The sequence below is a fragment of the Streptomyces sp. NBC_00158 genome, assembly GCF_045160885.1.
In the GTDB taxonomy this organism is placed as follows: domain Bacteria; phylum Actinomycetota; class Actinomycetes; order Streptomycetales; family Streptomycetaceae; genus Streptomyces.
Map to the genome: position 1 here is coordinate 4,698,479 of NZ_CP108161.1, position 17,335 is coordinate 4,715,813.

At 75.6% G+C, this 17,335-nt stretch carries 20 protein-coding genes and 1 tRNA gene; 12 read left to right on the top strand and 9 right to left on the bottom strand.

Annotated features, from left to right (window positions below; all coding sequences use genetic code 11):
- Nucleotides 1–69 precede the first annotated feature (69 nt).
- On the bottom strand, nucleotides 70–627 hold the full coding sequence (locus tag OG553_RS21650; RefSeq protein ID WP_405980567.1) for an NADPH-dependent FMN reductase: 558 nt from the start codon (nucleotides 625–627) through the stop codon (nucleotides 70–72).
- Between the two features lie 136 nt (nucleotides 628–763).
- Between OG553_RS21650 and OG553_RS21655 the strand changes: the two genes are divergently transcribed.
- From OG553_RS21655 to OG553_RS21665, 3 genes are read left to right on the top strand one after another with little or no spacing between them, the layout of a single operon-like run.
- A complete protein-coding gene (locus tag OG553_RS21655) occupies nucleotides 764–1,258 on the top strand; it encodes a MarR family winged helix-turn-helix transcriptional regulator (protein WP_405980568.1) in 495 nt (164 codons plus the stop codon).
- A 15-nt stretch (nucleotides 1,259–1,273) separates the two neighbouring features.
- Nucleotides 1,274–1,840 (top strand): SMI1/KNR4 family protein, encoded by a 567-nt coding sequence (locus tag OG553_RS21660; protein ID WP_405980569.1) that lies wholly within the window; start codon nucleotides 1,274–1,276, stop codon nucleotides 1,838–1,840.
- A 42-nt stretch (nucleotides 1,841–1,882) separates the two neighbouring features.
- On the top strand, nucleotides 1,883–2,299 hold the full coding sequence (locus OG553_RS21665; protein ID WP_405980570.1) for a GNAT family N-acetyltransferase: 417 nt from the start codon (nucleotides 1,883–1,885) through the stop codon (nucleotides 2,297–2,299).
- 447 nt (nucleotides 2,300–2,746) lie between these two features.
- Here the strand turns inward: OG553_RS21665 and OG553_RS21670 are convergent, their stop codons facing one another.
- The 3 genes from OG553_RS21670 to OG553_RS21680 are packed head-to-tail and all read right to left on the bottom strand — an operon-like array spanning nucleotide 2,747 to nucleotide 6,857.
- A complete protein-coding gene (locus OG553_RS21670; protein ID WP_405980571.1) occupies nucleotides 2,747–4,081 on the bottom strand; it encodes an AAA domain-containing protein in 1,335 nt (444 codons plus the stop codon).
- Nucleotides 4,078–5,649, bottom strand: a complete 1,572-nt coding sequence (locus tag OG553_RS21675; protein WP_405980572.1) for a hypothetical protein — start codon at nucleotides 5,647–5,649, stop codon at nucleotides 4,078–4,080. The genes OG553_RS21670 and OG553_RS21675 overlap by 4 nt, the downstream gene beginning before the upstream one ends.
- Entirely contained in the window at nucleotides 5,637–6,857 is a 1,221-nt protein-coding gene (locus tag OG553_RS21680; protein WP_405980573.1) for a hypothetical protein, read from the bottom strand. Before OG553_RS21680 ends, OG553_RS21675 begins: the two co-directional genes overlap by 13 nt.
- Nucleotides 6,858–6,953: 96 nt before the next feature.
- On the opposite strand from OG553_RS21680, the gene OG553_RS21685 reads away from it, so the two are divergent.
- Nucleotides 6,954–7,550 carry a histidine phosphatase family protein gene (locus OG553_RS21685; RefSeq protein ID WP_405980574.1) on the top strand — a complete coding sequence of 199 codons (597 nt, stop codon included), beginning with the start codon at nucleotides 6,954–6,956 and terminating at the stop codon, nucleotides 7,548–7,550.
- 116 nt (nucleotides 7,551–7,666) lie between these two features.
- Here OG553_RS21685 and OG553_RS21690 read toward each other — a convergent pair whose 3' ends face one another.
- Nucleotides 7,667–8,989, bottom strand: a complete 1,323-nt coding sequence (locus OG553_RS21690; protein ID WP_405980575.1) for a tetratricopeptide repeat protein — start codon at nucleotides 8,987–8,989, stop codon at nucleotides 7,667–7,669.
- A gap of 291 nt (nucleotides 8,990–9,280) precedes the next feature.
- Here OG553_RS21690 and OG553_RS21695 point away from each other — a divergent pair, with 291 nt between their 5' ends.
- Both OG553_RS21695 and OG553_RS21700 read left to right on the top strand, forming a co-directional pair.
- Nucleotides 9,281–9,724 carry a hypothetical protein gene (locus OG553_RS21695; protein ID WP_405980576.1) on the top strand — a complete coding sequence of 148 codons (444 nt, stop codon included), beginning with the start codon at nucleotides 9,281–9,283 and terminating at the stop codon, nucleotides 9,722–9,724.
- Nucleotides 9,725–9,749: 25 nt separating this feature from the next.
- Nucleotides 9,750–10,634, top strand: a complete 885-nt coding sequence (locus OG553_RS21700; protein ID WP_405980577.1) for a spermidine synthase — start codon at nucleotides 9,750–9,752, stop codon at nucleotides 10,632–10,634.
- Nucleotides 10,635–10,641: 7 nt separating this feature from the next.
- Here OG553_RS21700 and OG553_RS21705 read toward each other — a convergent pair whose 3' ends face one another.
- Nucleotides 10,642–10,857: a hypothetical protein gene (locus tag OG553_RS21705; protein ID WP_405980578.1), complete on the bottom strand. Its 216-nt coding sequence runs from the start codon at nucleotides 10,855–10,857 to the stop codon at nucleotides 10,642–10,644.
- A 1-nt stretch (nucleotide 10,858) separates the two neighbouring features.
- On the opposite strand from OG553_RS21705, the gene OG553_RS21710 reads away from it, so the two are divergent.
- The 3 genes from OG553_RS21710 (at nucleotide 10,859) to OG553_RS21720 (ending at nucleotide 13,346) form a co-directional block, all read left to right on the top strand.
- Nucleotides 10,859–11,104: a hypothetical protein gene (locus OG553_RS21710; protein WP_405980579.1), complete on the top strand. Its 246-nt coding sequence runs from the start codon at nucleotides 10,859–10,861 to the stop codon at nucleotides 11,102–11,104.
- Between the two features lie 179 nt (nucleotides 11,105–11,283).
- The gene (locus tag OG553_RS21715; protein ID WP_185899126.1) at nucleotides 11,284–11,973 is read left to right on the top strand and encodes a response regulator transcription factor; all 690 of its coding nucleotides are present in this window, start codon (nucleotides 11,284–11,286) and stop codon (nucleotides 11,971–11,973) included.
- Nucleotides 11,970–13,346 carry a sensor histidine kinase gene (locus tag OG553_RS21720; RefSeq protein ID WP_405980580.1) on the top strand — a complete coding sequence of 459 codons (1,377 nt, stop codon included), beginning with the start codon at nucleotides 11,970–11,972 and terminating at the stop codon, nucleotides 13,344–13,346. Before OG553_RS21715 ends, OG553_RS21720 begins: the two co-directional genes overlap by 4 nt.
- Before the next feature lie 30 nt (nucleotides 13,347–13,376).
- Here the strand turns inward: OG553_RS21720 and OG553_RS21725 are convergent, their stop codons facing one another.
- On the bottom strand, nucleotides 13,377–13,532 hold the full coding sequence (locus OG553_RS21725; protein WP_405980581.1) for a hypothetical protein: 156 nt from the start codon (nucleotides 13,530–13,532) through the stop codon (nucleotides 13,377–13,379).
- 151 nt (nucleotides 13,533–13,683) lie between these two features.
- Here OG553_RS21725 and OG553_RS21730 point away from each other — a divergent pair, with 151 nt between their 5' ends.
- Together OG553_RS21730 and OG553_RS21735 are read left to right on the top strand one after the other, a co-directional pair.
- The gene (locus tag OG553_RS21730) at nucleotides 13,684–14,361 is read left to right on the top strand and encodes an NADPH-dependent F420 reductase (protein ID WP_405980582.1); all 678 of its coding nucleotides are present in this window, start codon (nucleotides 13,684–13,686) and stop codon (nucleotides 14,359–14,361) included.
- A gap of 87 nt (nucleotides 14,362–14,448) precedes the next feature.
- Entirely contained in the window at nucleotides 14,449–14,745 is a 297-nt protein-coding gene (locus OG553_RS21735; RefSeq protein ID WP_405980583.1) for a DUF3303 family protein, read from the top strand.
- On the opposite strand, the gene OG553_RS21740 is transcribed toward OG553_RS21735, so the two are convergent.
- Nucleotides 14,693–15,964, bottom strand: a complete 1,272-nt coding sequence (locus OG553_RS21740) for an MFS transporter (RefSeq protein ID WP_405980584.1) — start codon at nucleotides 15,962–15,964, stop codon at nucleotides 14,693–14,695. The two genes, OG553_RS21735 and OG553_RS21740, sit on opposite strands and share 53 nt — an antisense overlap.
- 159 nt (nucleotides 15,965–16,123) lie before the next feature.
- Between OG553_RS21740 and OG553_RS21745 the strand changes: the two genes are divergently transcribed.
- Nucleotides 16,124–17,116, top strand: a complete 993-nt coding sequence (locus tag OG553_RS21745; RefSeq protein ID WP_405980585.1) for a LacI family DNA-binding transcriptional regulator — start codon at nucleotides 16,124–16,126, stop codon at nucleotides 17,114–17,116.
- Between the two features lie 58 nt (nucleotides 17,117–17,174).
- Here OG553_RS21745 and OG553_RS21750 read toward each other — a convergent pair.
- Nucleotides 17,175–17,247: transfer RNA gene (locus OG553_RS21750), tRNA-His, on the bottom strand.
- Nucleotides 17,248–17,335: the final 88 nt, after the last annotated feature.

Consider the following 17,335-nt stretch of genomic DNA (forward strand, 5'->3'; position numbering starts at 1 on the left):
GTGTCCTCCTGCTGCGCTCCGGATCCTGGGCCACCCTCCATTGTCCAGCCGCGCGCAAGGGTGCGGGAGTCAGGCCGCCGCGGGCTCCTTCGCCAGGGCCGCGACGTCGTCCAGTACGCCCGCCAGTTCGCCGGCCAGGCCCTCGGGGGCCTCGAAGCCCGCGGCGCCGATCAGGCCGGGGATGCCGGGGACCGCCACCGAGCGCTCGGCGGGCAGCATGCCGAGCTGGGTGAGCACGGGCAGCAGCATCTGTGCCGCCGGGGCGCCGCCGGTGCCGCCGGCGCTGTAGCTGACCAGGCCGACCGGCTTGCCCCGCCACTCGCGGTAGAGGAAGTCGACGGCGTTCTTGAAGGGGGCGGTGAACCCGCCGTTGTACATCGGCAGGACGAACAGGAACGCGTCGGCGGAGTCGACGAGCGCGCTCCAGTCGCGGGTGTGCTGGTGGGCGTAGTTGCCGCTGGAGGCGTACTCCGGCTCGTCGAGGAACGGCAGCGCGAGCTCCGCGAGGTCCACCGGGGTGACCTCGAAGGCGCCGTGGTCGCGGGCCTGGCCGGTGACCCACTGGGCGAGGGGGCGTCCGGAGGAGGTGGGGCGGGTGGCGGCGGAGATGACGAGCAGTCGGGTCATGGTGCGAACTCCCGTTGTGTTCAGGTGCGGTGTGCCGGTCGCATTCTGGTTGTTGACGTGTCACCTAGGGAAATCGCTGATGCATGATATGTCAACTACATTGTTGATGTGTCACCAACCTGGGTAGGGTGACTCCATGACCGACGCGCCCGAGCCGGCCCACCCCCGCTGGCTCACCGAGTCCGAGCAGCACGCCTGGTACGCGTGGCGCCGGATGTTCCCCCTGGTCGACGCGGAGATCGCGCGTGACCTCAACCTGGACAGCGCGCTCTCCGAGGCCGACTACGACGTCCTGTCCGCCCTCGGCTCGACCGAGGGCCACCGCATGCGGATCAGCGCCCTCGCCGGGCTGATGCAGTGGTCGCGCAGCCGCCTCTCCCACCAGATCAGCCGCATGCAGCAGCGCGGCCTCGTCCGCCGCGAGGAGGTCGCCGGGGACGGCCGCGGCGCCGAGGTGGTGCTCACCGAACGGGGCGTGGACACCATCACCGCGGCGGCCCCGCTGCACGTGGAATCCGTACGCCGGCACCTGATCGACGTCCTCGCCCCGGAGCAGCTCCAGGCCCTCGCCGACGCCGGCGAGACCCTCCGCCGCCACTTCGGCATCGCCCGCAAGGGCCGCACCGACTAGTCGTACGATCCCCGCATGACCCTGCGGCCGCCGCTCACCGAGGACCAGGTGGCCGACGCCGAGCGCGAGCTCCGCGTCCGCTTCCCCGCCGACTACCGCGCCTACCTGCGCGGCCCGGACCCCGACGGGTTCGGCGTGGTCCGCACCGAGGACGGCTGGCGCTGGCCCGGGGACGACCAGCTCCGCCGCGACCTGCTGCCGGAGCCGTTCCCGCACCCCGACTCCTACGTGGAGGCCGACCGCGCGCTGTGGGAGGCCGAACCCCGGGAGGAGGACTTCGACGACCCCGCCGAGATGACGGCGGCCTGGAACGCCTGGGACGCGGAGTGCGAGGTGTTCGAGGACGGCCGGACGGCGGGCGCGATGCGCCTCCAGGAGCACGGCTGCGGCTTCTCCACCCTGCTGGCGGTCTCCGGGCCGCTGGCCGGCACGATGTGGTGGGACGGGCGCGCCAGCTGCGACCGCATCGTCCGGCTCTCCCTCGACCACGCGGGCGGCGGCAGGCCGGTCACCTTCGGGGAATGGCTCGGCCGCTCCTCCTGGGACCTGCTGCCGCCCGGCTGGGGCGGTCCCGCGGACTGATATCCGCTGGCCGGGCCGGGACGGACGCTGTTGGATGGCCCGATGGACGGCTACGAGATCTCCACCGACCCCGACCGGCTCGACAACGAGCGGGTCCACCGCTGGCTGTCCGAGGACGCCTACTGGGCCCTGGGACGCAGCCGCGAGAGCCACGACCGCGCAGTGGCCTCCTCCCTGAACTTCGGCGCGTACGACAGCGTTTCGGGCGCCCAGCTCGGCTACGCGCGGATCGTCACCGACCGGGCCACCTTCGCCTGGCTGTGCGACGTGTACGTGGACCCCGGCGCGCGCGGCAAGGGCCTCGGAGCCGCCCTCGTCGAGGCGGTCAAGACCCACCTGGCCCCGTACGGCCTGCGCCGCATCATGCTCGCCACCGCCGACGCACACGAGGTCTACGCCCGCGCCGGCTTCGCCCCGCTGGCGACGGTGGACAAGTGGATGCTGTTCGGGGAGCAGTAGCCCAGGCCGTTACGGCCGCCAGGGGGTGCGGTGTTCGGCGAGGTGGGCCAGGACCGAATGGTTCGCCTCCCAGCCGTCCGGGCTGTGTTCACCGGCCGCCTCCGGCGGCGTGCCGGACTCCGTCCGGCGGGTGGGGTGGGTGCCTGCGTGGGCCGTTACGGCCGCCAGGGGGTGCGGTGTTCGGCGAGGTGGGCCAGGACCGAATGGTTCGCCTCCCAGCCGTCCGGGCTGTGTTCACCGGCCGCCTCCGGCGGCGTGCCGGACTCCGTCCGGCGGGTGGGGTGGGTGCCTGCCCAGGCCGTTACGGCCGCCAGGGGGTGCGGTGTTCGGCGAGGTGGGCCAGGACCGAATGGTTCGCCTCCCAGCCGTCCGGGCTGTGTTCACCGGCCGCCTCCGGCGGCGTGCCGGACTCCGTCCGGCGGGTGGGGTGGGTGCCTGCCCAGGCCGTTACGGCCGCCAGGGGGTGCGGTGTTCGGCGAGGTGGGCCAGGACCGAATGGTTCGCCTCCCAGCCGTCCGGGAACTTGACCGTCACGCCCAGTTGGACCGGTTCCGTCGACGGGTGGTCGTCCAGCAGTGCCGCTATGCCCGCCCGGGCCACCACCACGCACGCGTGCCGGTGCCGGGAGGCCAGGACGCAGAGGCGGCCCGTCTCCAGGTGGAACGCCGTCGCGTCGGGGCGGCCCGACAGGGGGTGCAGGACCACCGTGAGGTCGTACTCGCGGCCCTGGAGCCGGTTCGCCGTGTCCACCGTGACACTGGTGACGCCCAGCGCGGCCAGCGCCGTGCGGACCGCCGCCGCCTGGTCGCGGTGGGCGGTGCCGACGGCGATGCGGTCCGGGGTCAGTGGGGTGGGGGCGGGGGAGCGTTCGTCCGAGGTCACCGCACCCCGGTCCAGGGCCCGGCGCACCACCAGGGCCACCGCCCCCACCGCCTCCGGGTCCGTGCGCGGGGTGTGCCGGGCGGGCAGCTCCAGCAGCCCCCAGCCCGAGGCGGCGGCCTCGTCCAGCACCCGGTCCGGGCCCGACCCGTCCCCCGCGACCCCGTACGCGAGGCGCCGCTCGCCGGGGCCGGTGCCGCTGCGGAACTGCGAGTACGGGTAGAAGGCGCGGGACACCAGCGGCGCGGCCGTCGCCGGGAGCCGCCACGACACCGGCAGCCGGTGCTGCGGCAGCCCGGGGTTGTGCGCCAGGAGGGTGGAGACCGCCGACGCCGAGGGGTCGTACGACAGCCCGGCCCACTGCTCCGCCCCGACCACGCTGAACGGGTCCAGCTGCCCCGGGTCGCCCACGAACAGCGCCCGCTCGAACAGCCCGGCCACCGCCAGCAGCGCGTCCGAGCGCATCTGGTACGCCTCGTCGACGATCGCGTGCTCCCACGGCGCGTCGGCCTTCACGTACGCCCACTTGGCGGCCGTGGAGATGGTCACCGGCAGCTCCGCCAGGTCCGCCGGCTTGGCGGACAGGGTGACCGACGGGAGCCCCCGCAACGCCGGGTCGTAGGCGTCGCCGTCGCTGCTGTGCAGCCGGCCCACCTTCAGCTCCGGATCCTTCTCGGCGAGCCGCACCACCAGGTCGTCGACCTGCGCGTTGGTCTGCGCGACCACCATCAGCCGGCGCCCGGCGGCGGCCAGTTCCCGGGCCGCCCGCACCACGAGGGTCGACTTGCCGGCGCCGGGCGGGGAGTCCACCACCACGCCCCGCTCGGTGCCGTGCAGGGTGTCGTGGAGGATGGCGGCGGTGGCCCGGCCGGCGGCCGCGCCCGGGTCGAAGGCGGTGGTCACAGCAGGTCCTCGTCGGTCACGGCGTCCAGGGCGGGGGCGGTCGCGGAGCCCGGCGGGCCGCCGTGCGTCCACGGGGTGTTCTCCGGGTCGGGCAGCTTCGGGCCGCCGCGCGCGTCGTGCTCGAAGAGGGTCCAGCAGTCCCGGTCGCCCTTCTCCGGCACCGAGCCCGCCACCGGCTCCCGGCCCGCGCCCATCTTGTCGAGCACGCGCAGCACCAGCTGCCCGTCCTCCTCGTACCGCACGAACTCGAAGGCCTGCTGCCGCCCGTCCAGCGAGCGGAACACCTTCCCGCCGCCCGCGTCCGCGAGCTGCGGCAGGTCCTCGGTGGCCACCGTCACCAGCGGGCGCGGCCGGGGGCGCTTGCCCTCCGTCCACTCCATCAGCACCTCGGTGACCTCGCCGGCGAAGGCCTCGCCGGCGAACCGGCGGCCCGCCATGACGAGCGGGTCGTCCAGCGCCTCCTGCGCGTCGAGGCGCACCTGCTCGGTCTCCCGAGTGGCCAGCTTCTGGGCCGCCGTCACCGCGTCGTCGCGGCGCGGCTGCGGCGGCTCGCCCGCCCGGACGCGGTCGCGGTGGCCGGTGAAGGACCAGCGGTCGCGGGTCCAGCGCTCCTCGGTCCGCTCGCCGGGCGGCAGGGTGCGCATGAGGTCGACGGCCGCCCAGGTCTGCCACCAGGCGGTCTCCATCTGGCCGAGGACCAGCCGCCGCACCGCCCGCTCGGCGAAGCGCGCGGTGTCCCCGCCGTCGTCCGCGTCGGCCGCCCGCGCCGCGTCGAACTTCGCGATCGCCGGTGCCAGCAGCTTGTTGTCGAAGGCCGGGTCGGTGGCCGGGCCGGCCGGCGGGACCGTCAACTGTCCGTCCGCGTCACGCGCGAGCTCCACGCGCAGCGCGAACTCGGCGCCCGAGACTCCCTCCGGCGGGTCGATCCAGCCGAGCAGCGCCCCGAGGTGCTGGTCCTCCAGGTTGCTCTGGCCCGTGGCCCAGTGCCGGCCCAGCAGCTCGGTGGCGGACAGCAGCATCGAGGAGCCGGGGACGCGGGAGCGTTCGGCGAGGTGCGTGAACCAGCGGCCCAGCAGCGGGACCTGGGTGGGTGCCGGGTACGGGTTCTCCGGGTCCTCCTCGGCGGTCCGGCGGAACCGCATGGACCGGCCCAGCAGGCGCACGTACTCGACGCCCGCCCGGCTCGGCACGACGATCTGCGGCGCGTCCACGCACAGTTCGGCCTCGACCTTGACCTTCTTGCCGGTCTCCGGGTCGGTCTCGGTGCGCTCGGCCGGCTCGACGACGTCCGCGTACGCGTCCACGTACGCCATGACGTGCACGGCCAGGTCGGCCAGGAACCGCCAGCGCAGGTCGCGGTCGCGCGGCTGGGGTATGACGAAGATCCGCGGCTCGTGCCGGTTCGTGCCCAGCATCGCGCCCAGCGGGGCGCCCGCCTCACCGGCGGTGGTCAGCGGTACGAAGACCAGCGGCTCGGCGCCCAGGTGGCGGTGGCGCACGGTCGCGAGCGGCTGGGCGCGGCCCGCGCGGACCGCCTCCAGCCGGGCCAGGGTGCTCAGCAGGGGCATTCGGGGGTCTCCGGGGCCTGGTACGGGGGTCGGGCGGCGGCCAGCGCAAGCGCCTCGGCGCGCAGCCGGGCCGCCCGGCGCAGCGCGGCCGCGGTGGGGTCGTCGTCGGGGCCGGCTCCGCGGCCCTCGCCGGAGCAGGTCCCGGCGGCCGCGGCGAGGGCGGTCCCGACGGTGGTCAGGCCGCCCAGCTCGCTCCGCACGGCACGGCCCAGCGCGGCCGGCTCCCCGGCGTCGCGGGCCCGCTCCCGGCAGTGGAAGGCCAGTTCGCAGGCGGCCAGGCACTCGGGGGCGTAGGCGGCGGAGACCGCGGAGACGGCCTCGGTCAGCTCGGCGGCGGGCCGGGCCGGGTCGAAGCTGAGCCCCTGCGGCAGCCCCTCGGCCAGCTCCTCCACCCGGGTCAGCCGCTCCAGCTGGCGGCGGGTCACCGACCGCTCCCGGCGTACGTCCACGAGCGCGGCTGTGGGCAGGTTGGAGAAGTCCTTCGGGCAGACGAGCAGCACCTGGTGGCCGACCTCGGCGCCCTCCAGCTTGCCGGCGGTCTGCTCCAGGGCCAGCACGTACACGGCGGCCTGCCGGGCGGCGGCCCCCACCTTCGCGGCGTCGGCGGACCCGTCGATCAGCGGGAACGACTTGATCTCCACCACGGTCCAGCGGCCGTCGGGGTGCACCACGACGGCGTCGGGCTCCAGGTAGGCGGGGGTGCCCGCCACCTCCAGGGCCAGCATCGGATGGTCCAGCAGGGTCCACGTCCGCGCGGCGGTGGCCTCCCGCAGGGCCAGCGCCGTCCGCGCGGCACGCCCCTCGGGTCCGGCGGCGGTCAGGTCCGGCACCCGGGAGTCCGGCCCGGGCGGCTCGGCCCCGCCGCCCAGGCGGGCGTGCGTGAGCCGGAGCAGTTCCGTTCCGCCGTCGCCCTTGACCCGGGCCTCGAAGGAGTTGCCGCGGACGATCGCGAACTGCGACTGCCCGAAGGCGGCGGGGGAGCCCAGCGCGGCCGCGAGCGCGGTCTTGTCCACCCCGGCGCCGTCGAGCAGGGCCCGTCTGCCGCAGCCGGGGTTGGCGGCGAGGGCGGCGAGCGCCCGCGCGTCGAGCGGGCGGGGCGGCACGGCGGGGCCGCGCAGGTCGGCGAGCCGCTGCCGCAGTGTCGTCTGGGGCGGGCCGTCGGGCGGGTAGGAGCTCACGGGCGGAAGTGTCCCATCCGCCACTGACAATCGTGGTCATACGGCGGAAACGGTCCGGTCCCCGCCCTTGCGACGGCGTCGGCGATGATGGACGGACCGAACCCCCACGGACCGGGAGAAACACAGATGGCCCCGCGCATCCTGCTGGCCCGCCACGGCCAGACGGCATGGTCCCTGCTCGGCAAGCACACGGGACGCACGGACGTGCCGCTGCTGGAGGAGGGCAGGCTGGGGGCGAAGCGGCTCGGCGAGCGCCTGGCCCGCGAACCCTGGGCGGCCCTGCGCGGCCTGGAGGTGCGCACCAGCCCGCTGGTCCGCGCGAGCGAGAGCTGTGACCTGGCCGGCTTCGGGGCCCAGGCCGACCCCTGGGACACGCTCATGGAGTGGGACTACGGCGACTACGAGGGCATGACCCCGGCCGAGATCCAGGCGGTCCGGCCGGGCTGGCTGATCTGGCGGGACGGGGTCCCGGGCGGCGAGTCCGTCGCCGACGTCTCGGCGCGCGCGGACGAGGTCGTGGCCTGGGCCCGGGCGGCGGAGCGGGACGTCCTCGTCTTCGCCCACGGCCACATCCTGCGTACGCTCGCCGCCCGCTGGCTCGGCTTCGAGGCCTCCTTCGGCGCCCGCATCCGCCTGGACCCCACCTCCCTGTCGGTCTTGGGCTGGGCGTACGGCGCCCCGGCGCTGGAACGCTGGAACGACACGGGCCACCTGGAGGGCTAGCCGCCCGGACCGCGGGAAACGCAGGCCGCCGCAGCCGCGTCCCGCCAGGGGCGCGGGGAACTGCGCGCTCGGCCACGGCGGGCCCGCAGCCGAAACGCGGCGTCGCCCGGAGAGCGTCAGACCTCGGCGTGCCTGATCAGGAAGGCGCCGACGCGCGGGGAGCGCTGGTGGGGGACCAGAGTGCGGGCCGTGCCCGCGAGCATCGACCGGATCCGGGTCGACCGCACCTCGGAGAGCAGGTCCAGTACCCGGCCGCCCGCCCAGGCCGCCTCGTCGGGTGCGCCCGCGCGGGCCAGGTCGTCGGCGAGCTCCGCCGTGTAGAGGGCGACGTTCCGCGCGAAGTGCGGGTCCTGGAGGTCCGCCGCGCGCCGGGCGTGCCGGGCGGCCCGGGCGTGCTCCCCGAGGGCGGCCCAGCAGCGGGATTCCAGCGACTCCAGCTCGGCCTCGCCGAAGAACGACATCCACTCCGGGTCGGCGGGCGACGCGCCCCGCGCGAACTCCGTGTGCGCCCGGGCCAGGGACTCCTCGCAGGCCCGGCGGTCCCCGAGCCCCGCCCAGCCGCCCGCCTCCCGCAGTGCCAGCAGGGCCAGCAGCCGGGGCGAGCCCAGTGAGCGGGCCGCGAGCCGGCCCGCCTGGGCGGCCCGTACGGACTCGCGGTGGCGGCCGCGGTCCCGGGCCAGGAAGGCCATGTTGCTGAAGGCGTGGGCCTCCAGCGCGGCGTTGCCGGAGACCCGGGCGGTGGCGAGGGCCTCCGCGTAGTGCGAGCGGGCGTCCTCGAAGCGGCCCGAGTCGTGCGCCAGCCAGCCCACCGAGACGGCCAGTTCTCCGGCCCCGGCGTGCAGCCGGTCCTCGGTGGACTGCCGGGTGGCGCCCGCGTCGAGCAGTGCGTACGCGGTCTTCAGGGGCTGGGAGGCCCGCCGGTAGAGGGCGTCGGCGCCGTGCCGGTCGTCCAGCAGCCGGATCTGCCGTACCGCGTCCTCGACGGCGTCGGCCTCGGCCTCGCCGGCGCGGGAGGGGATCCGGCGGCCGTCGCCGAGCAGGGTGAGGCTGAGCGTCGCGGCCGCCACGGTCGCGGAGCCGCCCGTCATGAACGCGCGACGCAGCACGTCGCTCTCCTTGGAACGCTGGACGAGGTGGGTGAGGACCGGCGGCGCCGGCAGCGTGCGCTGCGCCCCCCGGCCGCGCACCGCCTCGCGCGGGGAGAAGCCGAGGTCGGCCAGGGTGCGGCCGGGGAACATGTGGAGGAAGACCCGCTCGTAGGCGTAGTTGGGGCAGCGGATCTCGCCCGACTCGACCCGGCCGATGTAGCGGGCGTCGCAGGAAACCGTTTCGCCGATCTCCCGGCCCGCGCGGCGGACCATGGCCGCGAACTCGGCGGGGGAGTGCTGTCCGCGCAGGCGGCGGAAGGAGGAGTTGGGTGAGTGGGGGGACGCCGCCATGGACGTGTGCCTCTCTGGACGATCCCAGGTGTCCCGCGGGAAGCAGGACCCCTGTCGATCCCTGTCGATCCCTGTCGATCTCGCTCCGGAGTCAGGGCTCCGGCGCGCATGAACGTACCGCCAGCGGCGGGTGGTTCACGCGGTGTTTGGCTACAAAACGGATATCTCACCCGCGATCCGCCATGAACTGCCATCCTTTGCGGCGTCTTGCCGCCGCACCCGTTGACGCTTCCGTGCGTTGAACCCATGCGGATACGGATCGAGGAGGGGTTCCCCTTGGTGGAGGCCGGCATGGACAGCATCGGAACGAACACCGCGCCCGGATCCGGCGCGACCTCCCCGGCCTCGGCCCTGGGCCCGCAGGTCCCCTCCGCGGCCCCGGACCTGGTGACCGTGCCCACCCGCCAGGGCCTGGAGGCGGTGGACATCATCCGCCGCGGCGCGGGCCTGGCCGCCCCCGGGGTCGGGCCGGTGCTGCACGACGGCTCCGACGACACCCTCGGCTTCCTCGTCCCGCCCGGCACCGCCGACGCCTGGGACCTGCCCGGCAGTGCCTGTACGCAGACCAACGGGCGCGGCATGCGCTTCGGGGACCTCGCCGCCGCGCCCACGGCGGGCGGTACGGGCTGGCTGCTGCCCCCCGACGCCGTGGGGCCGGTCACCGATCCCGAGGTGCTGCGCGCGGCGCTGGGCGAGGCGGCCCGGCTGATCGAGGCGGCCGACAACTGTCGGTGATGCTCTGGCCAGCGATAATGGGGGCGTGGCAGGCAAGAGCAAGGGCAGCAGGGGCAGCAGGGGCGGCGCGGCAACGGCCGCCGGACCGGTCGCCGGGCAGGTGGGCGGCGGTCTGGCCGAGCTGGCCCCGGACCGCGAGCGCTCGCGCGCCTGGACCCTGCTGATCGACGGAGCCCCGCAGTCCCACGTGGACCTGGACGACCCCGGGTACCTGGACTTCGCGTACCAGCGCCGGATCGGCCACCTGATAGACCTGATCGCGCCCGCCCGGCAGCCCCTGAACGTGGTGCACCTGGGCGGCGGCGCCTTCACCCTGGCCCGCTACACGGCCGCCGCGCGCCCCCGCTCCACCCAGCAGGTGGTGGAGCTGGACGGGGCCCTGGTCGCCTTCGTACGGGAACACCTGCCGCTGGACCCGCAGGCGCGGATCCGCGTACGGGCCGTGGACGCGCGGGCGGGGCTCGCGAAGGTGCCCGACGGCTGGGCGGACCTGGTCATAGCGGACGTGTTCAGCGGGGCGCGCACCCCGGCCCACCTGACCAGCGGGGAGTTCCTGGACGAGGTGCGCCGGGCGCTCGCGCCCACCGGCTGGTACGTGGCCAACCTGGCGGACGGCCCGCCGCTGGCGCACCTGCGGGGCCAGGTCGCCACGGCCGCCTCGCGGTTCGGGCGGCTGGCGCTGGCGGCGGACCCCGTCGTCTGGCGGGGGAAACGTTTCGGCAACGCGGTGCTCGTGGCCTCCGACCGGGAGCTGCCCGTGGCGGAGTTCACCCGCCGCGTGGCGAGCGACCCGCACCCCGGCCGGGTGGAACACGGCCGCGCCCTGGCCGACTTCACCGGCGGCGCCACCCCGGTGAAGGACGCCTGCGCCGTCCCCTCCCCGCAGCCGCCGCCCTCGGTCTTCCGCTAGGCACCCGCTACGGGTCGACGGTCTCCACCACCGGCGGGTGGTCGTGCCAGGTGCAGAACACCGACACCTCGCGCGTGCCCTGCGTGAAGGTGACCCGGATCCAGAAGTCCTGCTTCCACACCTGCATCCGCCAGCCCGCCTCCGGGGTCGCCGAGACCAGCCCGGCCGAGGAGGTCCCGAGGTCGAACACGACCCGGCCGCCCGACACCGAGTAGCTCTTCACCGTGCCGCCCCCGCCGCCCCCGCCGCCCTCCGGATACGGGCGCCGGCCCGGCTCCGGCGACTGCTTCGGCTTCGCGCCCGGGGAGGACGAGGGGCCGGTCTGGGCCGGTGCGGACGCCGGGGGTGACGGGGAGGCGGAGGGGGAGCCCGAGGGGGTCGGCGCCGGATCCGGCCCCGGGGTGGCGGAGGGCGACGGCGTCGCTTCCGGCGCCCTCGCCGTCAACGGCACCGCGCGCGGGGGATCGTAGGCGGTCCCCGACATGACCGTGTGCACACCCCACCACGACAGGGTCACGGCGGCCGCGGTCGCCAGCACCCAGGCCATGGCATGTACAGGTCCTCGTCGCATCAGGGCACATACTGCACCACACGTCACAAGCCCGTCCCGGCACCTCCCCGGGTCCCCCGGATGGACTACGGTGCGCCCATGGCTAGTGTGCTCGTGGTCGAGGACGACCAGTTCGTACGTTCCGCCCTCATCCGGCACCTGACCGAGGCCTCCCACACCGTGCGGAGCGTCGGCACGGCCCTGGAGGCCCTGCGCGAAGTCGCCCACAACCGCTTCGACGTGGTCATCCTCGACCTCGGACTGCCCGACCTCGACGGGTCCGAGGCCCTGAAGATGCTGCGCGGCATCACCGACGTTCCGGTCATCATCGCCACCGCCCGCGACGACGAGGCCGAGATCGTCCGGCTCCTCAACGACGGCGCCGACGACTACCTGACCAAACCTTTCTCCGTCGAGCACCTCTCCGCCCGGATGGCCGCCGTCCTGCGCCGCGCCCGCGCCGCCGCGGGCGCCGAACCCCCCTCGCGCGTCCTGCGCGTCGGCGGGCTCGCCATCGACCCGCTGCGCCGCCAGGCCGAACTCGACGGCGCCGTACTCGACCTCACCCGGCGCGAGTTCGACCTGCTGGCCTTCCTCGCCGGCCGGCCCGGGGTGGTCGTCGCCCGGCGCGAACTCCTCGCCGAGGTCTGGCAGCAGTCGTACGGCGACGACCAGACCATCGACGTGCACCTGTCCTGGCTGCGCCGCAAACTCGGCGAGACCGCCGCCCGGCCCCGCTACCTGCACACCCTGCGCGGCGTCGGCGTGAAACTGGAGCCGCCGCTGTGAGGTGGGCGCTGGTCAAGGTGTGCCTCGCGGTCACGACCATGGTGGTCCTGGCCTTCGCGGTGCCGCTGGCGATGGTCGTGCGGGAGATGGCCAGCGACCGGGCCTTCTCCAACGCCGAGCGGCAGGCCGCCACCATGGGGCCGACCCTGTCCATCACCACCGAACCCGCCCAGCTGCGCCGGGCCGTGGAGTCCACCGAGATGGGCGCCGCCGGACGGATGGCCGTGCACGTGCCCGCGATCGGCGGCGCCGCGGCCGTGGACATCGGCGACGGCCGCGCCGGGGCCCACGCCGTCGCCGAGACCCGCTCCCTCGGCCGCGCCACCACCGCCCGCGTCCCCGGCGGGGGTTCGGCCCTGCTCCAGCCCATCGCCCTCGGCTCCGGCGACATCGCCGTCATCGAGATCTACGTCCCGGAGAGCGAGGTCAGCAACGGGGTCACCACCGCCTGGCTGATCCTCGGCGGCGTCGGACTCGCCCTCGTCATCGGCTCGGTGGCCGTCGCGGACCGGCTCGGCGCCCGCCTGGTGCGCCCCGCCGAACGGCTCGCGGACGCCGCGCACCAGCTGGGGGAGGGCAGGCTCGGAGCCCGGGTGCCCGAGGACGGCCCCAAGGAACTCCGCTCGGCCGCAGTCGCGTTCAACTCGATGGCCGACCAGGTCGTGGAACTCCTCGCCAACGAACGCGAGCTCGCCGCCGACCTCTCGCACCGGCTGCGCACGCCCCTGACCGTGCTGCGGCTCAACGCGGCCTCCCTCGGGGACGGCCCGGCCGCCGAGCACACCCGGGCGGCGGTGGAGCAGCTGGAACGGGAGGTCGACACGATCATCCGTACCGCCCGCGAACAGCGCCCGCCCGCCAGCACCGCCACCGCCGGCTGCGACGCCTCCGAGGTGATCCGCGACCGGATGGCCTTCTGGTCGGCGCTGGCCGAGGACGAGGGCCGCGAGGTCCGGCTCGCGGGCGTGGACCGCACCGTGCGCATCCCGGTGGCCCGCCCCGAACTGGCCGCCGCGCTCGACGCCATGCTCGGCAACGTCTTCCGGCACACCCCGGAGGGCACCCCCTTCGCGGTGGACGTGCACGACGCCGGGGACGCCGTCATCGTCCTCGTCTCGGACGCCGGCCCCGGCATCGCCGACCCGGACGCCGCCCTGCGCCGCGGCAACGACGGCGCCCGGGACGGCTCCACGGGGCTGGGCCTGGACATCGTGCGGCGGGTCGCCGAGTCCACCGGCGGCGACGTCCGGATCGGGCGATCGGTGCTCGGCGGGACCGAGGTGCGGGTGTGGATCGCGCTGGACGGCCGGACCCGGGGCGGTGAGGGCGGCGCCCGCGGCCGCCGCGCCCGCCGCAAGCGCCGCGGCGCCTGACGCCCGCCGCCCGGCCGGAGGCGGGCGCGATCAGGAGCGGCGGCCGTTGTAGACCTCGTCCCAGTCCCAGTCGCCGATGATCGGATCGTGGTGCACCTCGCCCGGATGCCCTTCCGGAAGCGTGCACTCCGCCTCGAAACCCTCATCGTCGAAGAAGACCGCGGACACCTTGCACTTCACCGTCATGGGCACCTCTCCCGGGTAGATGTCCAGTCTCCGCCCCCGCGCCGTGGAATACCGTACGGATCGCGCCAGTTGGGGGCCGGTACACGCCGGTCCCGTAGCGGCCGCATCCCGCGCCCGGCACGTGCAGAACCGATCCTGATGGGACATCCGCATGCGTTACGCAGTTCTCGGCACCGGCGTCGTCGGCCGTACGGTCGCCGCCCGGCTCGACTCCCTCGGCCACGAGGTGGTCATCGGCACCCGCGACCCCGGCTCCACCCTCGCCCGCGCCGAGTACGCCGCATGGCAGGCGGCCCACCCGGCGATCGGCCTCGCGGGCTTCGCGGAGGCCGCGCGCGACGGCGAGGTCCTGGTCAACGCCACCGGCGGCCGGGTCAGCGTCGACGCCCTCGGCGAGGCCGACGCGGCCGACCTGGACGGCAAGGTCCTGATCGACATCTCGAACCCGCTGGACTTCTCCAAGGGCTTCCCGCCCGTCCTCGACCCCGCCAACGACGACAGCCTCGGCGAGCTGATCCAGCGGACCTTCCCGCGACTGCGCGTGGTCAAGACCCTCAACACCATGAACTGCCAGATCATGGTGGACCCGGCCCGGGTGCCGGGCGAGCACACCGTCTTCCTCTCCGGCGAGGACGCCGACGCGAAGAAGACCGTCCACGACCTGCTGGGCTCCTTCGGCTGGCCGGACCGCGCCATCCTCGACCTCGGCGGCATCGAGACCGCGCGCGGCACCGAGATGCTGCTCCCGGTGTGGCTGCGCGTGATGGGCGCCCTGGGACACTCCGAGTTCAACTTCCACATCCGGACGGCCGAAGGCCCCGCCGCCTGACCACCGCCCCGATCAGCCGGACGGGGGCGCACATGTTGCCGCGCCCCCGTATCGCGCCGAGGGTGGCCGTGACGGAAGGAGCCACGCATGAGAGTCATGCTCAGGGCCCACATGGACACGGCCGCCACCAACGAGGGCATCACCACCGGAGGCCTGCCCCAGGCCATCAAGAGCCTGATGGACAAGGTCAAGCCCGAGGCGGCCTACTTCGGCCTCCACGAGGGCGTGCGCTCCTGCTGGATCGTCTTCGACCTCCAGGACAGCGCGCAGATGCCGTCGCTGACCTGGGACCTGTTCCACGAGTTCAACGCCGAGATCGAGGTCGCCCCCGTCATGACCGGGGAAGACCTGGCGAAGGCACTGGGGGCGTTGCGGTCCTCGTGACGGCGGCCCCGAACCGTACCCGCCCCGCGGCCGCCAGTCCCAGCAGCGCGGACGCGGCCACCGCCGCGCAGGACACGGCGAACGCGGCCCGGTACCCGTACGCGGCGGCCAGCGGCCCGGCCGCCGCCGCGGCGAGGGCCTGACCGACGATCAGGCCGCTGCCCAGCACGGTCATGGCCTCGCCCATCCGCTCCGCCGGGCCCGTCCGCTCGACCAGCCCGAACAGCGCGATCAGGTGCGGGGCCACCGCCAGTCCGATCCCGGCCACGGCCGCCGCCGCGCCCCACAGCCCCGACACCGCGAGCAGCGGCAGGGTGAGCAGGGCCTGGATGCCGACCGTCCACCGCAGCCGCACCGGCAGGTCCGCGTTCCCGGGCCGGGCCACCGTCACCAGGCCGGCGACCGAGCTGGTCACCGCCATCCCGGCCCAGACCAGCCCGGCCGCGCCGGGCTCGCCGAGCGAGCCCGCCAGCGCGTTGACCCCCGTGTTGGCCCCGCTGAACGCGGCCCCCTGGAGCACGGCCATCGTGAACAGCAGGGCCAGCCCCGGCGACCACAGCCGTACGCCGGCCCGCGCGCCCGCGGCTGCGACCGGTCCGGGCGCGCTCGGGTGGAGGGCGAACAGGGTCCCCGACACCAGGATCAGGAGTGCCGCCAGCATCAGCGCCGAGGCCGGGTGCACGGTCACCGCGAGGATCCCGGCCAGCGCGGGCCCCACCACGAAGCCCACCTCGTCGAGGGTGGTGTCGAAGGACAGCGCGGAGCCCAGCAGGGCCCGGTCCTCCCCGGCCAGCCGCGCCCAGCGGGCCCGCGCCAGCGGCCCGACCTGCGGGACCGTCAGCCCGGCCGCCACCGCCAGCGCCATGCGGGCGGCCAGCGGCAGCCCGGCCAGCACGGCGGCGACCAGCGCGCCCAGCACGGCGGCGTTCGCGGCGCAGGCCACGAGCAGCACCGGGCGGTGGCCGCGCCGGTCGGCCAGCCTCCCGATGACCGGGCCGCCCAGGGCCTGGCCCAGCCAGAGCGCCGAGGCGACGGCGCCGGCGTCGCCGATGCCGTCACGGTCGTTGATGAGCAGCAGCGTCCCGATGGGGCAGAGCGCGGCGGGCAGCCGGGCCAGGAACGCGTGGACGGGCAGGGCGCGCCCGCCGAGGGCGAACACCCCGCGGAACCCTGCGGGAGCCGTCCCGGCGGTGGGCCGGGACGCGGTGGAACGGGACATGGGGGCAACCTCCAGCCGCACGCCGACCCTCCCGTTTCTCCGGCGCGCACCGTTGCCCGTCGCGCTGGACGCTAGCCGCGGAACGCCCGCTTCGGAAGCCCCCGGTGAGGGGAGCGCTCCCGCCCCTACCAGGAGGTAGATTCGCAGCGGGAGGCAGCCATGAACGGTCACGGGCGCGGGCGGGGACGGCCGACCCTGGAGGAGGTCGCCCTGCGGGCCGGCGTCGGGCGCGGCACCGTCTCCCGGGTGGTCAACGGAGCGCCGGGGGTCAGCGAGCGGACCCGGGCGGCGGTGGAGGCCGCCGTCGCCGAGCTCGGGTACGTCCCCGACCGTGCGGCCCGGGCGCTCGCCGCCGACCGGGCCGGAGCCGTCGCCCTGGTGCTGCCCGAGCCGCAGTCGCCCGCCCTCACCGAACCCTGCTTCGCCGGGCTGCTGCGCGGGGCCGCGGAGGCGCTGGCGGGGGCCGGGGTGGAGCTGGTCCTCGCCCTCGGGGGCGGGGCGCCGGCGCTGTCCGGGCACCGGGTGGACGGGCTGCTGCTGCCGGCCGCGGGGGCGGTGGAGCCGCCGCCGGGGATCCCGGCGGTGGCCGGTGGGCGCGGGGCGGGCGCCGGGACGCTGCCGAGCGTGGACTGCGACCACCTGGGGGGCGCCGCCGAGGCGGTGCGGCACCTGCTGGGGCGGGGCCGGCGGACGATAGCCGCCATAGCGGGCCCGCCCGGGGACGAGGGGGCCCGGCGCCGCCTGGAGGGCTACCGGCGGGCCCTGGCCGCCGCCGGGCACCCGCCGGACGAACGGCTCGTCGCCGCCGGGGGACCGGGCGAGGACGGGGGCCGCCGGGCCATGCGGGAGCTGCTGGAGCGGCGGCCCGCCCTGGACGCCGTCTTCGCCGCCTCCGACCTGCTGGCGGCGGGCGCCCGGCGGGAGCTGCGCGCGGCCGGGCGGCGGGTGCCGCAGGACGTGGCGCTGGTCGGCTTCGGCGATTCGGCGCTGGCCCGCCACCTGGACCCGCCGCTGACCAGCGTCCGGCCGCCGGCGGAGGAGCTGGGCCGGACCATGGCGCGGCTGCTGCTGGCCCGGATCGCGGGCGGGGGCGGCGCGGAGCGGGAGGAGGTCGTCCTGCCGACGGAGCTGATCGTCCGCGGGTCGACGTGAGGAGCCGGGAAACGCAGAAGGCCCCGGTCCGCTTCCGCGTACCGGGGCCTTCCCACAGGGTGAGTGACGGGACTTGAACCCGCGGCCACCTGGACCACAACCAGGTGCTCTACCAACTGAGCTACACCCACCATGTCCGGTCGCAGAACGACCGGCCGAAGAAAAGGGTACAGGGTCCGGGAGGGTGCTCGCTCCACCTTTCCCCCGCGCCCCCCTCCG

Bases quoted from the DNA above. Each gene is read 5' to 3' on its own strand.
- OG553_RS21650 (WP_405980567.1), bottom strand. From the start codon at position 627: ATGACCCGACTGCTCGTCATCTCCGCCGCCACCCGCCCCACCTCCTCC.
- OG553_RS21655 (WP_405980568.1), top strand. From the start codon at position 764: ATGACCGACGCGCCCGAGCCGGCCCACCCCCGCTGGCTCACCGAGTCC.
- OG553_RS21660 (WP_405980569.1), top strand. From the start codon at position 1,274: ATGACCCTGCGGCCGCCGCTCACCGAGGACCAGGTGGCCGACGCCGAG.
- OG553_RS21665 (WP_405980570.1), top strand. From the start codon at position 1,883: ATGGACGGCTACGAGATCTCCACCGACCCCGACCGGCTCGACAACGAG.
- OG553_RS21675 (WP_405980572.1), bottom strand. From the start codon at position 5,649: ATGCCCCTGCTGAGCACCCTGGCCCGGCTGGAGGCGGTCCGCGCGGGC.
- OG553_RS21685 (WP_405980574.1), top strand. From the start codon at position 6,954: ATGGCCCCGCGCATCCTGCTGGCCCGCCACGGCCAGACGGCATGGTCC.
- OG553_RS21690 (WP_405980575.1), bottom strand. From the start codon at position 8,989: ATGGCGGCGTCCCCCCACTCACCCAACTCCTCCTTCCGCCGCCTGCGC.
- OG553_RS21695 (WP_405980576.1), top strand. From the start codon at position 9,281: ATGGACAGCATCGGAACGAACACCGCGCCCGGATCCGGCGCGACCTCC.
- OG553_RS21715 (WP_185899126.1), top strand. From the start codon at position 11,284: ATGGCTAGTGTGCTCGTGGTCGAGGACGACCAGTTCGTACGTTCCGCC.
- OG553_RS21725 (WP_405980581.1), bottom strand. From the start codon at position 13,532: ATGACGGTGAAGTGCAAGGTGTCCGCGGTCTTCTTCGACGATGAGGGT.
- OG553_RS21730 (WP_405980582.1), top strand. From the start codon at position 13,684: ATGCGTTACGCAGTTCTCGGCACCGGCGTCGTCGGCCGTACGGTCGCC.
- OG553_RS21735 (WP_405980583.1), top strand. From the start codon at position 14,449: ATGAGAGTCATGCTCAGGGCCCACATGGACACGGCCGCCACCAACGAG.
- OG553_RS21740 (WP_405980584.1), bottom strand. From the start codon at position 15,964: ATGTCCCGTTCCACCGCGTCCCGGCCCACCGCCGGGACGGCTCCCGCA.
- OG553_RS21745 (WP_405980585.1), top strand. From the start codon at position 16,124: ATGAACGGTCACGGGCGCGGGCGGGGACGGCCGACCCTGGAGGAGGTC.